The sequence below is a fragment of the Pseudomonas sp. G11 genome (genome assembly GCF_029457515.1).
GTDB classification, from domain to species: Bacteria; Pseudomonadota; Gammaproteobacteria; order Pseudomonadales; family Pseudomonadaceae; genus Aquipseudomonas; species Aquipseudomonas gorinensis.
Map to the genome: position 1 here is coordinate 2,766,156 of NZ_CP120377.1, position 13,869 is coordinate 2,780,024.

The 13,869-nt window shown below is 61.9% G+C and carries 10 protein-coding genes; 6 read left to right on the plus strand and 4 right to left on the minus strand.

Annotation, left to right across the window (positions count from 1 at the left end; translation table 11 throughout):
* Nucleotides 1-42: 42 nt before the first annotated feature.
* Nucleotides 43-1,224 (minus strand): urea ABC transporter substrate-binding protein, encoded by a 1,182-nt coding sequence (urtA, locus tag P2T68_RS12895; RefSeq protein WP_065926081.1) that lies wholly within the window; start codon nt 1,222-1,224, stop codon nt 43-45.
* A 653-nt stretch (nt 1,225-1,877) separates the two neighbouring features.
* On the opposite strand from urtA, the gene P2T68_RS12900 reads away from it, so the two are divergent.
* From P2T68_RS12900 to P2T68_RS12910, 3 genes are all read left to right on the plus strand, one after another.
* Nucleotides 1,878-3,026 (plus strand): transporter substrate-binding domain-containing protein, encoded by a 1,149-nt coding sequence (locus P2T68_RS12900; RefSeq protein ID WP_069076679.1) that lies wholly within the window; start codon nt 1,878-1,880, stop codon nt 3,024-3,026.
* Nucleotides 3,023-3,655, plus strand: a complete 633-nt coding sequence (locus P2T68_RS12905) for an ANTAR domain-containing protein (protein ID WP_069076680.1) — start codon at nt 3,023-3,025, stop codon at nt 3,653-3,655. Before P2T68_RS12900 ends, P2T68_RS12905 begins: the two co-directional genes overlap by 4 nt.
* Nucleotides 3,656-3,868: 213 nt before the next feature.
* A complete protein-coding gene (locus P2T68_RS12910) occupies nt 3,869-5,404 on the plus strand; it encodes an amidase (RefSeq protein WP_069076681.1) in 1,536 nt (511 codons plus the stop codon).
* A gap of 48 nt (nt 5,405-5,452) precedes the next feature.
* Here P2T68_RS12910 and P2T68_RS12915 read toward each other — a convergent pair whose 3' ends face one another.
* The 3 genes from P2T68_RS12915 to baeS form a co-directional block, all read right to left on the minus strand.
* Nucleotides 5,453-5,776, minus strand: coding sequence for an IclR family transcriptional regulator C-terminal domain-containing protein (locus P2T68_RS12915; protein WP_227496887.1), 324 nt, complete (start codon nt 5,774-5,776; stop codon nt 5,453-5,455).
* 67 nt (nt 5,777-5,843) lie between these two features.
* Complete coding sequence (locus P2T68_RS12920) at nt 5,844-6,527, minus strand: response regulator (protein WP_277379434.1); 684 nt, start codon at nt 6,525-6,527, stop codon at nt 5,844-5,846.
* A 3-nt stretch (nt 6,528-6,530) separates the two neighbouring features.
* Nucleotides 6,531-7,916: a sensor histidine kinase efflux regulator BaeS gene (baeS, locus tag P2T68_RS12925; protein WP_069076683.1), complete on the minus strand. Its 1,386-nt coding sequence runs from the start codon at nt 7,914-7,916 to the stop codon at nt 6,531-6,533.
* A 143-nt stretch (nt 7,917-8,059) separates the two neighbouring features.
* Between baeS and P2T68_RS12930 the strand changes: the two genes are divergently transcribed.
* From P2T68_RS12930 to P2T68_RS12940, 3 genes are read left to right on the plus strand one after another with little or no spacing between them, the layout of a single operon-like run.
* Nucleotides 8,060-9,244 carry an efflux RND transporter periplasmic adaptor subunit gene (locus P2T68_RS12930; RefSeq protein WP_024076448.1) on the plus strand — a complete coding sequence of 395 codons (1,185 nt, stop codon included), beginning with the start codon at nt 8,060-8,062 and terminating at the stop codon, nt 9,242-9,244.
* A 2-nt stretch (nt 9,245-9,246) separates the two neighbouring features.
* A complete protein-coding gene (locus P2T68_RS12935; RefSeq protein WP_277379435.1) occupies nt 9,247-12,381 on the plus strand; it encodes an efflux RND transporter permease subunit in 3,135 nt (1,044 codons plus the stop codon).
* Nucleotides 12,378-13,772 (plus strand): efflux transporter outer membrane subunit, encoded by a 1,395-nt coding sequence (locus P2T68_RS12940; RefSeq protein WP_277379436.1) that lies wholly within the window; start codon nt 12,378-12,380, stop codon nt 13,770-13,772. Before P2T68_RS12935 ends, P2T68_RS12940 begins: the two co-directional genes overlap by 4 nt.
* The last annotated feature ends 97 nt before the right edge of the window (nt 13,773-13,869 follow it).

A 13,869-nucleotide genomic window follows, 5' to 3' on the forward strand; every position in this document is an offset into this window, starting at 1 on the left:
TGGGCGGGAGAGGGCGCGAGTCAGATCGCGCCCGACCCTGCATCACAGTTTCGGGAAAGGGTTGGGCTCGATGGGCGCGGACTCGTAGATCACGTCAACCTGACCCTGGGCATTGAGGGTGCCGATACGCGCGCGCTTCCACAGGTGGTGGTTGTCCTTGTGGACTTTGACCTCGCCTTCAGGCGCGTCGAGGGTCAGTTCCGAGGACGCGGCGATCACGGCCGGGACGTCGAAACTGCCGGCTTTTTCCACGGCTTTCTTCCACAGGTACACGGCGGTGTACGCGGCAGCCATTGGGTCGCCGACCACGCGTTTGTCGCCATAGCGGGCCTTGAAGGCGGCGACGAATTTCTCGTTGACCGGGTTTTTCAGGCTCTGGAAGTAGCTCATGCAGGTGAGAAAACCGGTGAGGTTTTCGGCGCCGATGCCGGTGACTTCTTCTTCGGTGACGGCCAGCGCCATCAGCGTCTGGTTGCTGCTGTCGATGCCGGCGGCCTTGAGCTGTTTGTAGAACGCCACGTTTGAGCCACCGACGATGGTGGACAGCACGATGTCGGGCTTGGCGGCCTTGATTTTGTTGATCACCGAGGAGAACTCGATGTTGCCCAGGGGCAGGTAATCCTCACCGACGATGGATCCGCCCTGCTTGGTCACCGACGCCCGTGCCAGCTTATTGGTGGTGCGCGGCCAGATGTAGTCCGACCCCACGAGGTAGACGGTCTTGCCTTTGTTGGCCATCAACCAGCTGACGGCTGCCAGGGTTTGCTGCGACGCTTCGGCGCCGGTGTAGATGATGGCCGGGGATTTTTCCAGGCCTTCATAGAACGTCGGGTAATACAGCAACGCCTTGTTGCGTTCGAACACCGGCAACACCGCTTTACGCGACGCCGAGGTGAAGGCGCCGAACGTAGCGACAACGTGATCGTTTTCCAACAGCTTGCGCGCCTTCTCGGCGAAGGTCGGCCAATCGCTGGCACCGTCCTCGACGATCGGTTCGATGGTCTTGCCGAGCACGCCACCGCTGGCGTTGATTTCGTCGATGGCGAGTTTTTCCGCATCCACCACCGAGGCCTCACTGATGGCCATGGTGCCGGTCAGCGAGTGGATGATGCCGACCTTCACGGTCTCGGCTGCCTGCACCTGGCTGACCAGGGAAAACGGCAACAGGCTGAAGGCGCCCAGCAACAGGGCATGCTTGATCAAACGGCGTTTGTCGTTGTGCATTCACTTCTCTCCAGGAATAAAAAAAGCCCGACATCCCGGCTAAATCAATAGTCGGGAAATCAGGCTTCTTGTGCCGAATCTGGCGGGACAGCTGTGTCCGATCCAGTCGTACGCGAGGTGCTTCCCTACTTGCCAAGGGGGCGTAGGGCAAACAGCTGGCGCGATGTCTCTGGAGAGTTATAGCAAGGGCAGTGCCAATTGCGACCAGGGCGTTTTCCGGGCAGTTGAGGGGAGGGGGCGAGTGACTCCTGCATCTATTGCCGCGTGTCACTGGCCTGCGCTGCTTTGGCGCGAATGCATGATAAATGCACCAATACCGTGAGCATGTGGGCGGCATGGGTTGGCTCCAAGGCAAGGATTGAAACCGGCTGGCGCCAGGCGAGCAGGTTGCCCGTTGTGTGTGGCCCACTATCTGCATGAGTGACAGGCAACACCCTCGCAGGGTCCCTTGTCACACGCCCATCCTCGGCAGGTGTGGAAGGCCCCTCGCATGACTGGCCCTGACAGCGTTGTCGCGCCAGCCCCAGGCACAACCCGCCTGAGAGCAGCCGTTGCGTTTACACGGCGTCTCGTTCAATCATTTTTTTGCACAGGCCTCCAGACCCCCATCCACGAGCGGGTGTCTTTTCTCACGTTGAACAAGGTTTATAGGCATGGTTGACCAGTCGATCCGCATAGGCGGTCTGTTTTCCGATACCGGTGTCACGGCGGCTGCCGAGGGCTCGACGATGCGCGGCGCGCAGTTCGCGATTGCGCAGATCAATGCGGCCGGCGGGGTCGATGGTCGCCCGCTGCAGTTGATCACCCGCAACCCCGATTCAACGCCTGCGCTGTACGCCATGCACATCGAATCGCTGATCCGCGAAGAACACCTGCGGTTTTTCTTTGGTTGCTACACCTCGGCTGCACGCAAGGCGGCACTGCCGATTGTCGAGCGCTACGACGCCCTGTTGCTGTACCCGGTGTATTACGAAGGTTTCGAGTATTCGCGCAACATCATCTACACCGGCGCCACACCGAATCACAATGCCTTGCCGCTGGGTAATTACATGCTGGACAACTTCGGCAATCGCGTGTTGATGATCGGTTCCGAATACGTCTACCCGTACGAAACCAATCGCTTGATGAGCGACCTGTTGTACGAGCGTGGCGGCACCAAGCTGGGCGAGTATTACCTGCCGCTGAAAAATGCGCGGCCGGAAGATTTCGCCAAGCTGATGGTCAAGGCCAAGGAACTCAAGCCCTCGTTTATTTTCTCGACAGTCGTCGGTGAAACCATGGGGCATTTGTACCAGGCCTACGCCGACGCAGGCTTTGATCCGGCAGTGATGCCGATTGCCAGCCTGACGACCAGCGAAACCGACATTCAGCAAATGGGTGTTCACCTGGGCGCGGGGCATATTTCGGCGGCTACGTATTTTCAGTCGGTGGACACGCCGACCAACCGCCAATGCATTGCCCAATACCGCGAGCTGTTTGGTCAGCATCAGGTCACTGACCGTTGCTGGGAGGCGGCCTACTTCCAGGTGCATTTGCTGGCCAAGGCGATCGTTCGAGCGGGCAGCACTGAAGTGGAGGCTGTGCTGCAGGCCATGCGCGGGCTGGAATTCGAAGCGCCACAAGGACGCATTCGGATCGATGCCAACAATCACCATACGTACCTGTTTTCGCGGATCGGCCGGGCCAATGTCGAGGGTCAATTCGACATCCTTTACGAAAGCCAGCGTGCACTCAAGCCTGACCCATATGCCATTGCACCCAATTTCAATGAATGGTCCGGCTCGGTGGGGAGACGTCTATGACCGTGCGCGCCGCCAAGAAACGCCTGCGCAACGACGGTGCCGGTGGCATCAAGGACCTGCGCGACGTCAGCGTATTGGTGATGCACCCGGATGACGAGGATGGACGCAACCTGATCGAACAGTTGCAGCGCATCGGTTGTCAGGTGCGTGTGCAATGGCCGATTCCGGAGCGCTTGAGCGCTGAGGCGGACGTGATCGTGTTGGCGGTGTCGCCGGAAAGCCTGTCGACCAACACACCATGGCTGCTGCACGCCAGCACGCCGCCGATCATTCCGGTGATTGCCTATGAGAACCCGATCATTGTCGAGGCATTGGTGCAATTGAACGCTTGCTCTGTCATTCCTTCGCCCGTGAAGTCGTTCGGTTTGCTGACCGCGTTGGCGATCACGCTCAGTCAGTCACGCAAGGCCCGCGAACGGGAAAGGCACGTCAAGCGCCTGGAAGGGCGCATGGCGGTCATGCGCACCGTGCAGCAGGCGAAAATAATCCTCATCGAAACCAAGGGCATGTCGGAGACCGATGCCTACAACGCCTTGCGAGATCAAGCCATGGCCAAACGCGAACCGGTGGAAAAAATCGCCGAAGCACTGGTCAAGGCCCACGAGTTGTTCCGACAAGCCTGTTCCTGAACAGTCTTTGAGCATCAAGCTTGTGAAGGCTTGATCCTCTTCTGCGTGGACGTTTGCCATACGCCTCACTTGGCAGGTATGGATCACCGCGTGGCGACCGGCATGGACAATGGAGTCCTCCGGAGCGAGCCGTAACCTGTGCATTGGGCACGGCCGGTTCGAGTCAATGATCACCCGATATCGGGTGGTTCTTAACGTCACTTGGAGAACACCATGTCCGTAAAACGCCCCAGCAAAGCCGATTTTCTGATGGCCGCCGAAGACCACGGTTATCACCTGACAGATAGCCAGATGGAGGCCTTCCTCAATCTGGCCGACGAAACGTTGAACGCCTATGAAGCCATCGATGCGCTGTACGCCGCCAACGTCGCGCAGCAACCGCCTGAACGCGAATACAACAAAGCCGCCGAGGCAGACAACCTGCACGGCGCCTGGTACGTGAAAACCCGCATCGTTGGAGCGGCGCAAGGGCCATTGGCCGGCAGGACTGTGGTCATCAAGGACAACGTGTCGGTGGCTGGCGTCCCCATGGCTAACGGTTCATTGAGCCTGGACGGGTATATCCCGTCCGAAGACGCCACTGTGGTCAAACGCTTGCTGGCGGCCGGGGCCACGGTGGTCGGCAAGTCGGTGTGTGAAGACTTGTGTTTCTCCGGGGCCAGTTTCACCTCCGCCAGCGGCCCGGTTAAAAACCCGTGGGACCTGACGCGCAATGCAGGCGGCTCGTCCAGCGGAAGCGCGGTGCTGGTGGCGCTTGGCCAAGTCGACATGGCCATCGGCGGCGATCAGGGCGGTTCGATCCGGATGCCGTCGGCCTGGAGCGGCATCGTCGGGCACAAACCGACTTACGGCCTGGTGCCTTACACCGGGGCGTTCCCGATTGAGCGAACCATCGATCACGTGGGCCCGATGGCCAATAACGTGCGCGATGTGGCAGTGATGCTCGATGTCATTGCGGGAGCCGATGGGCTTGATTCCCGGCAAAAGAGTCCACCCGCGGTCAACTGCCTCGCGACGCTGGACCAGGGCGTTGCCGGCTTGAAGATCGGCTTGCTGCGAGAGGGGTTTGCGATCCCGGGGATGTCCGAGCCGCAGGTGGATGCGCTGGTCAAGGCGGCGGTTGCCCAGCTTGAAAGCCTGGGCGCCAGTGTCGGCGAAGCGAGTGCTCCGTGGCACACGGGCGTGGCATTGGATCTGTGGAACGTGATTGCCACTGACGGCGCGGCGTATCAGATGTTGCAGGGCAATGGTTACGGCATGAACGTCGACGGTTATTACGACCCGGACATCATGAGTTACTTCGGCGAAAAACGCCGTGAACACGCGGATGCGTTGTCCAGTAGCGTGCGAGCGGTCGCGTTGACCGGTCACTACAGCCTGAAAAACCTGCATGGCGCCTACTACGCCAAGGCGCGGATGCTGGTACCGGAGCTGACGCGCCAGTACGACGAGGCATTCAAGGATTTTGATGTATTGGTGCTGCCCACCATGCCCTTCGTAGCCACGCCGTTGACCGCCGCGGATGCGCCCGTCGAGGAGTACGTGCACAGTGCACTGGACATGCTCGCCAATACCGCGCCGTTTGACCTCACGGGGCACCCCGCGACGTCGATCCCGGCGGGGCTTGCGGACGGCTTGCCGGTAGCCATGATGATCGTTGCCCCGCGTTTCCAGGACGCCCTCGCATTACGCGTTGCCCAGGCCTACGAACACGCCCGTGGCGCATTCCCTAAACCCCCGGCGCTGTAAACCGATTGCCTGCCCTGGCGCTGGCGAATACGTTCGCTGGCGCCTGGGCTACTTTGCCTGCCAGCCCAATTGTCTGGAAATCTGCTGGGTGGCTTCCATCAGCCGATTAACGTAATCCTGCTTGAGTTCTTCGCGAAAACGAAAGCAGGGGAAGGACACGCTCATGCCCGCTATCACGTGGCCGAAACGGTCACGGATCGGTGCGGCCAGGCAGCGCATATTGTCTTCGAACTCTTCATGGTCTTCGGCATAACCCTGGGCGCGTACCACTTCCAGTTCTTGTAGATAGGCCTCGATGCTGGTCAAGGTGTTGGCGGTACGGCGCTCGAAACTTTCTTCCTGCAAATGAGCGATCAGCTCGGGCTGCTCCAGCCAGGGCCTTTAGGATGGTCAAGGGGGGCGTTGCCAGGGTGCAGACTGCCTTGGCCTCGACAAAACCTCAGCCCCCGGAAAGCTGAAACCGATAGCCCACCCCATACAACGACTCGATGGGCGTTTCCCCAGGGCATGCCTGCTCCAGCTTACGCCGCAGGTTACGGATATGGCTGTCCACCGTGCGGTCGGTGACCACACGGTGGTCGGAGTAGATGTTGTCGAGCAGTTGGTCACGGGAAAACACCCGCCCGGCGGAACGTGCAAAGGTGCTGAGCAAGCGCAGTTCCAGCGGCGTGAGGTCCAGTTCGATACCGTCGAGTGACGCACGGTATTGCGTTTCGTCGATCAGCAGGCGCGGCGGTGTGCTGGTCAGCAGGTGGGGGCCGCGACGCAGGATGGCTTTGACTCGCGCTACCACCTCGCGCGGGCTGAACGGCTTGCAGATGTAGTCGTCGGCGCCCAGGTCCAGGCCCTGCAGGCGGTCCACCTCTTCGACTCGGGCGGTGATCATGATGATCGGTACGGCGCTGAACCCGCGCAGGTCCTGGCACACTTGCATACCGTCGCGCCCGGGTAGCATCAGGTCGAGCAAGATCAGGCGCGGTGCCTGGGCGCGCACGCTCGGCACCACCTGCAAGCCGTTGTCCAGGCAGCGCGTCGGGTAGCCCGCGGCGACCAGGTAATCGCGCATCAGTGCGGCCAGCTTCGGTTCGTCTTCGACGATCAGGATCGGGCTTTCGTCGCTCATGAGTCAGGTATTCCGTGGCAGGCGCAGGGTCAGCCAAAGACCGCCGAGGGGGGAGTGAGCGGCGCTGAGGCTGCCGCCGTGGGCGAGGGCGATGCTGTGACAAATCGCCAGCCCCAGGCCGGCCCCGCCACTGGCGCGGTTGCGCGACGATTCACCGCGATAGAAACGCTCGAACAGGCGCGGCAGTTGTTCGGCTGAAACGCCTGGGCCGGAGTCTAGAACGTCAATGCACACGTCGGTGCGATCCAGGCCGGCGCGGATGCGTATGAGCCCCTGCGGGTCGGTGTAGCGCACGGCGTTTTCCAGCAGGTTGGAAAACAATTGCTGCAAGCGATTGGCGTCGGCCAGCAGTTCCAGGGGCTGGGATGGCAAGTCCAGTTCGATGCGCAGGTGCTGGGCGTGCAAGCGCTCCTGGAACATCGCCACACTGTTGCGCAGCAGCGGCTCCAGTGCGCAAGCGCTCTTGCGATAGGTCAGTGCGCCCACATCCGCCAGGGACAGTTCATACAGATCATCCACCAGCTTGCTGAGCATGCCGACCTCACCTTGCAAGGATTTCATCGAGCCTTGGTCCAGGGTGCGCACGCCATCCTCGATGGCCTCCAGCTCGCCGCGCAACACCGACAGCGGGGTACGCAATTCGTGGGACACATCGGCCATGAACTCACGACGCATCTGTTCATTGCGCTCCAGGGTATAGGCGAGCTGATTGAAGTCCCGGGCCAATTGGCCCACTTCGTCATTGGAGGCCACCGCCACGCGGCCGCTGTAGTCGCCGCTGGCCAGGCGATGGGTCGCTGCGGCCACCCGTTTGACCGGCTCTAACAACGTGCGGGCGATCCACCAGGCAATCAGCATCGCCAGTAGCAGCGAAAAGGCGCCCATCACCAGGCTGGTGCGTAACTGGTATTGCTGGAACCGTTCGCCGCCGGCCTCGGTCACGCTCTGGAACGGGGTCACGGCCAGCCAGCCGACGGTTTCATCGGCCACCACGATCGGGCGCAACAAGGCGTCGTTGCCGATATCCGGGTAGCCGTTCACGCGTTTTTTGTGTTTATCCAGCAATGCAATGCGAAACAGCGCGCCCGTCAGGTCCGAGGCCATGGGGGTACGCAAGTCGTTCTTCGCCGGATCTTCGCCGAGTTCGGGCCGCATAATGTCAAACCAGCGGTCCGGCTGGTTGCGCAGGAACTCCCAATTCCCCTCACGCGCATAGGCACTGGCCAGGCGTGGCAGCACGGGTGCCATGCGGTCCAGCGCCTGCTCATTGAGATACCCGAGAAAGCCGCGCCCAAAACTCCAGCTCGTCGCCAAGCCCATGCTCAGGATGACCAGCAGCACACCGGCCAGTACCGCGATAAACAGCTTGGTGGAGATACTCAACTTCATGCAGGTGGGCCGTTAAGAATGGATGGACCATTTAGGCCCTGGCGACGGAAAGATTCAACCCGGTCGGGCAATCTTCAATTTTCCTGCACATTTGCCTCGCAGGATGGCGCTGACTCAAGCCATTCCGTCTTGCAGAGGCAGCTATGTCCACGAAAATAATCGCCAAATTCCTGGTAACCGCCGCGGTTTTCCTGTCGTTGATCATTCTGGTCATGTTGGGTGGCTGCTCCGGTGGCGAGCCGGCGCCTGAAGCGGTCACCCCCAAAGTCTCGGTGATCAGCATAAAGCCCCAGAGCCAGGTGCTGACCACTGAGTTGGCCGGGCGCACCCAGGCGTTCATGGTGGCGCAGATCCGTCCGCAGGTGGGCGGCATCGTCCAGCGGCGACTGTTTGTCGAGGGCGCGGATGTCAAGGTCGGGCAGGCCCTGTACCAATTGGATGCGGCGTCCTATACCGCCGCGCTGGCGCAGTCCCAGGCGAGCCTGGCCAAGGCTCGCGCCACGCTTAAATCGGCGCAGAGCACCGCCAGGCGCGACGCGGAACTGGTGAAGATCAATGCCATCAGCCAGCAGGATAACGAGGACGCCCAGGCGACCTTGCTGACGGCTGCCGCCGATGTGCAAGTCGCCGAGGCGGAAGTCGAAACTGCCCGGATCAACCTGGCGTACACACGTATCACCTCGCCGGTCAGCGGGCGCATCGAAACGTCCACCGTGACCCCTGGCGCGCTGGTGGTGGCCAATCAGGACAGTGCATTGACCACGGTGCAGCAACTCGATCCGATCTATGTGGACGTTACCCAATCGACCACGCAATTGCTGCGGCTCAAGCGGGACCTGGCCAGCGGCGTGTTGCAGTCCAACGGTGACGGCCAGGCGCGGGTCAGCCTGAAGCTGGACGATGGCAGCACTTACAACCAGCAAGGGCGGCTCAAGGTCAGCGGCGTCAGTGTCAACGAGGGGACGGGCACCGTCACCCTGCGCGCGGAGTTCGCCAATCCAGACCACCTGCTGCTACCGGGCATGTATGTCCGCGCGGTGCTGGAGCAGGCCCGCAATGACCAGGCCATTCTGGTTCCGCAAAAAGCAGTGACCCGCAGCGCCAGCGGTGTGACCACGGCGCTACTGGTGGTCGACGGCAAGGTGGAACAACGTCAGCTGAGCATTGATCGCGCGGTGGGCAATCAATGGTGGGTCACGGCAGGCCTCAAGGCGGGTGACCAGTTGATTGTCGAAGGCGGACAAAAAGTCCGTGCCGGTGCCGCAGTCCAGGCGCAGGACGCCAGCGCGCAAGCGGCCACGCCACCCACCCCTGTGAAGGAGGGTTAAGCGTGGCGCACTTTTTTATTGATCGACCGATTTTCGCCTGGGTCATCGCCATCGTGATCATGCTCGGTGGCAGCCTCTCCATCAGCCAGTTGCCGTTGGAGCAATACCCGGACATCGCGCCACCTACGGTGAAGATTTCCGCGACCTACACCGGGGCCTCGGCCAAGACCGTGGAAGACTCGGTGACCCAGGTCATCGAACAGCAGATGAAAGGCCTGGATAACCTGACCTACATGTCGGCCACCAGCAGTTCGGCGGGCAGTGCCAGCATCAGTTTGACGTTCACCGCCGGCACCGACCCGGATGTCGCCCAAATGCAGGTACAGAACAAGCTGCAACAAGCCGAGTCGAGACTGCCGCAATCGGTACAAAGCGAAGGCCTGACCGTGACCAAGGGCGGCTCGGACTTCCTGATGATTGTCGCCCTGGCATCGGATGACCCCAGCGTGACCGGCACCCAGATCGGCGACTACATTTCCACCACCTTGCTGGACTCCATCAGCCGCATAGACGGGGTCGGCGATGTGCAGACATTGGGGGCAGGCTATGCCATGCGTATCTGGCTGGACCCGGCCCTGTTGGAAAAGTACGCGCTGATGCCTTCGGACGTCAGCAGTGCCCTGGAGGCGCAGAACACCGAAGTCTCCGCCGGGCAACTGGGGGCATTGCCGGCGATCAAGGGGCAGCAGTTGAACGCCACGATCAGTGCCCGCAGCAAACTGCAGACCGTCGAAGCGTTTCGTGATGTGGTGGTCAAGTCCAGCAGCGACGGTGCCGTGGTGTTGCTGGGCGATATCGCGACCCTGGAACTGGGCAGCGAGAGCTACGACATCAGCACCGCCCTCAACGGCAAGCCCGCGGCGGCCATGGGGGTGCAACTGGCGGCAGGCGCGAATGCGCTGAACGTCGGCAAGGCGGTCAAGGCCAAGCTCAAGGAGATGGAGCCGTTCTACCCGACTGAAATGCAGCTTAAAAACGTGATTGCCTACGACACCACGCCGTTTGTCAGCCTGTCCATCGAGGAAGTGGTCAAGGCCTTGGGCGAGGCCATCGTGCTGGTGGTGTTGATCATGTTCCTGTTCCTGCAAAACCTGCGCGCGACGCTGATCCCGGCGATTACCGTGCCGGTGGTGTTGCTGGGCACGTTCGGCGTGTTGGCGATGTTTGGCTATTCGATCAACACCTTGACGATGTTTGCCATGGTCCTGGCGATTGGCTTGCTGGTGGACGACGCCATTGTGGTGGTGGAAAACGTAGAGCGGCTGATGGGGGAGGGGCTATCGCCTGTGGCGGCCACGCGTCAATCGATGCGCGAAATCAGCGGCGCACTGGTCGGCATCACGCTGGTGCTGAGCGCGGTGTTTATCCCCATGGCGTTTTTCGGCGGTTCCACCGGGATTATCTATCGGCAGTTTTCGGTGACCATTGTCTCGGCCATGGTCCTCTCGGTGTTGGTGGCGATGACGCTGACCCCCGCGCTGTGCGCTTCGTTGCTCAAAACCCACGATGGCCAGGGGCATGCGGCCCAGCGCGGGTTCTTCGGCGGGTTCAACCGCACCTTTGAACGTGCCAGCGCCGCTTACGAGCGTTGGGTGGGCGTGGTGTTGCGGCGTTGGGTGCGCAGCCTGCTGCTCTATGGCGGGGTGCTGGTGGTCATGGCGGTGGGCTACATGAGCCTGGCCACGTCGTTTCTGCCGGACGAAGACCAAGGGATCCTCCTGGCACAGATCCAGTTGCCGGTCGGCGCGACGGACAGCCGCACCCAGGCGGTGATCAAGCAGTTCGAGGACTACATCCTCAAACAGCCCGAAGTCGAAGCGATGATCAGCATCAGCGGGCTGGGCATGGGGGGGAACAGCCAGAACACCGCGCGCGCGTTTATCCGCCTCAAGGACTGGGACGAACGCGGTGGGCCCGGCCAGGGTGCGGCGGCCATTGCCCAACGGGCGACCCTGGCACTGGCCAGCATCGGGGATGCCGACGCGTTCGTCATGCAACCGCCGACCGTACGCGGCCTGGGCCAAAGCTCGGGCTTTGACCTGCAACTCAAGGACCTCGCTGGCCTGGGCCACGATGCACTGGTGGCGGCCCGCGAACAGTTTCTTGAGCTGGCCAGAAAGGATCCACGTTTGCTCGGGGTTCGCAGCAACGGCCTGGACGATGCGCCGCAGCTCAAGGTCAGCATCGACGACCGCAAGGCCGGGGCCCTGAGCCTGAGTACCAGCGACATCAACACCACCTTGTCGACGGCGTTGGGCGGTACTTATGTGAATGACTTTCTCAACCAGGGCCGGGTGAAAAAAGTCTACGTGCAGGGCCAGGCATCCGCGCGCATGCAGGCCGCGGACCTTGATCATTGGTTCGTGCGCAACAGCAACAATGAAATGGTGCCGTTCTCATCGTTTGCCAGCAGCACCTGGAGTTACGGCTCACCCTTGCTGGAACGCTACAACGGTAACGCCTCCCTGGAAATCGTCGGTGACCCCGCGCCAGGGGTGAGCTCCGGCGACGCGATGGACGCGGTGGAAGCCATTGTCCGGCAATTGCCCCAGGGCATCGGCTACGAATGGACCGGGCAGTCCTATCAGTTGCGGCTATCCGGCTCCCAGGCCCCGCTGCTCTATGCCCTCTCCGTATTGTTTGTGTTCCTGTGCCTGGCCGCACTCTACGAGAGTTGGTCGGTGCCGTTCTCGGTGATTCTGGTGGTGCCCCTGGGGGTGATTGGCGCCGTGTTGGCGACCCGCGTCGCGGGGTTGAGCAACGACGTGTATTTCCAGGTGGGGCTGTTGACCACCGTCGGCCTGGCGGCGAAAAACGCGATCCTGATCGTTGAGTTCGCCAAGCACCTGCAAGAGCAGGGCAACAGCCTGATCGACGCGACGCTGATCGCGGTGCGCCAGCGCCTGCGGCCGATCCTGATGACGTCCCTGGCCTTCATGTTCGGCGTGTTGCCGCTGGCCTTGAGTACCGGCGCAGGCTCCGCCGGACGTCAGGCCATCGGTACCGGCGTACTGGGCGGGATGTTCAGCGCCACGGTGCTGGGGATCTTCTTTGTACCGCTGTTTTTTGTGCTGATCCGCCGCCGTTTCGGCCGCGAGCGCAGTGCTCGTCAATCTGCCTCGACAGGTGATGCATGATCAAGTCACATTGGCCTTTACTGGCCGCCATGGTCCTGGGCGGCTGCGTCAACCTGGCGCCCCAGTATGAGCGGCCTGAAGCGCCCGTCTCCGGGCAATGGCTGCCGGCGGCCAGCCTGCCGAAAGGGCAGGTGGGCGCCGACGTCAAATGGCAGCAGTTCTTCACCGACAGCCGCCTGGCGCAGTTGCAGGCGTTGGCGCTGGCCAATAACCGCGACTTGCGCCTGGCCAACCTGAACGTGGAGAAGGCCCAGGCGCAGTACCGCATCAAGCGCGCGGACCTGTTTCCCACCCTTGATGCGAGCGTCAGCGGCACCCATAGCCGTACGCCGGGGTCGTTGTCCAATACCGGCACGGCGGCCACCACCCACGATTACAGTGCGCAATTGGGGCTGAGCAGCTATGAACTGGACGTGTTTGGCCGGGTACGCAACCTTCGGGACGAGGCCCTGGAAGACTACCTGGCGCTGACGGAAACCCGGCGCAGCACGCAAATCAGCCTGGTGGCCGAAGTGGCCACCGCCTGGCTGACCCTGGCGGCCGACAACGAACGGCTGCTGCTGGCCCAGGAAACCCTGACCAGCCAGTTGGCCACCTACGACCTGACCCAGCGCAGCTATGCTCTGGGCGGCTCCTCCGCGCTGTCCGTGGCCCAAGCCCAGACCACGGTCGAGTCGGCGCGGGGCGATGTGGCGTCCTACGAGAGCCAGATTCTGCAGGACCGCAATGCCTTGCGCCTGTTGGTCGGCAGTGACGTGCCCGAGGCCCTGTTGCCGGGCACGCACCTGGAGTCAGCGGCCGTGCTGGTGCAGATACCCGCGGGCCTGCCTTCCAGCCTGCTGCAACAACGCCCGGATGTGCTGTCGGCCGAACACACCCTCAAGTCCGCCAATATCGATATCGGCGCGGCGCGCGCGGCGTTTTACCCCAGCATCAGCCTGACCGCCAATGCCGGCTCCTCCAGCGCGGCGTTGGCCGGCCTGTTCAAATCCGGCAGCGGTGCCTGGACCTTTGCCCCGAGCATCAGCGTGCCGATTTTTGACGCGGGCAGTAACCGCGCGACCCTGGACTCGGCCAAGGTCGAACGTGATATCCAGGTGCAGACCTACCAGCAAACCCTGCAGACCGCGTTCCGTGAAGTGGCCGACGCGCTGGCGGTGCGCAGCACCCTGGATCGCCGGATCGCCGCGCAACAGGCGCTGACCGACGCCAGCCGCAAAAGCTTCGAACTCTCCGATGCCCTCTATCGTGGCGGGTCGAAAAGCTACCTCGAAGCCCTGGATGCGCAACGCTCCCTCTACAGTACACAGCAAGACCTGATCACCCTGCGCCTGACCGAGCAGAGCAACCGCATCACGCTCTACAAAGTGTTAGGCGGCGGCTGGAACTGAAGGCCCAGGCGAAAAGACTCTGCCGCATACACACATAACCGCAGCGATGGAACGGCTTGCGTGGATCAAATCGGGTGACTTCATTCATTGGGGAACA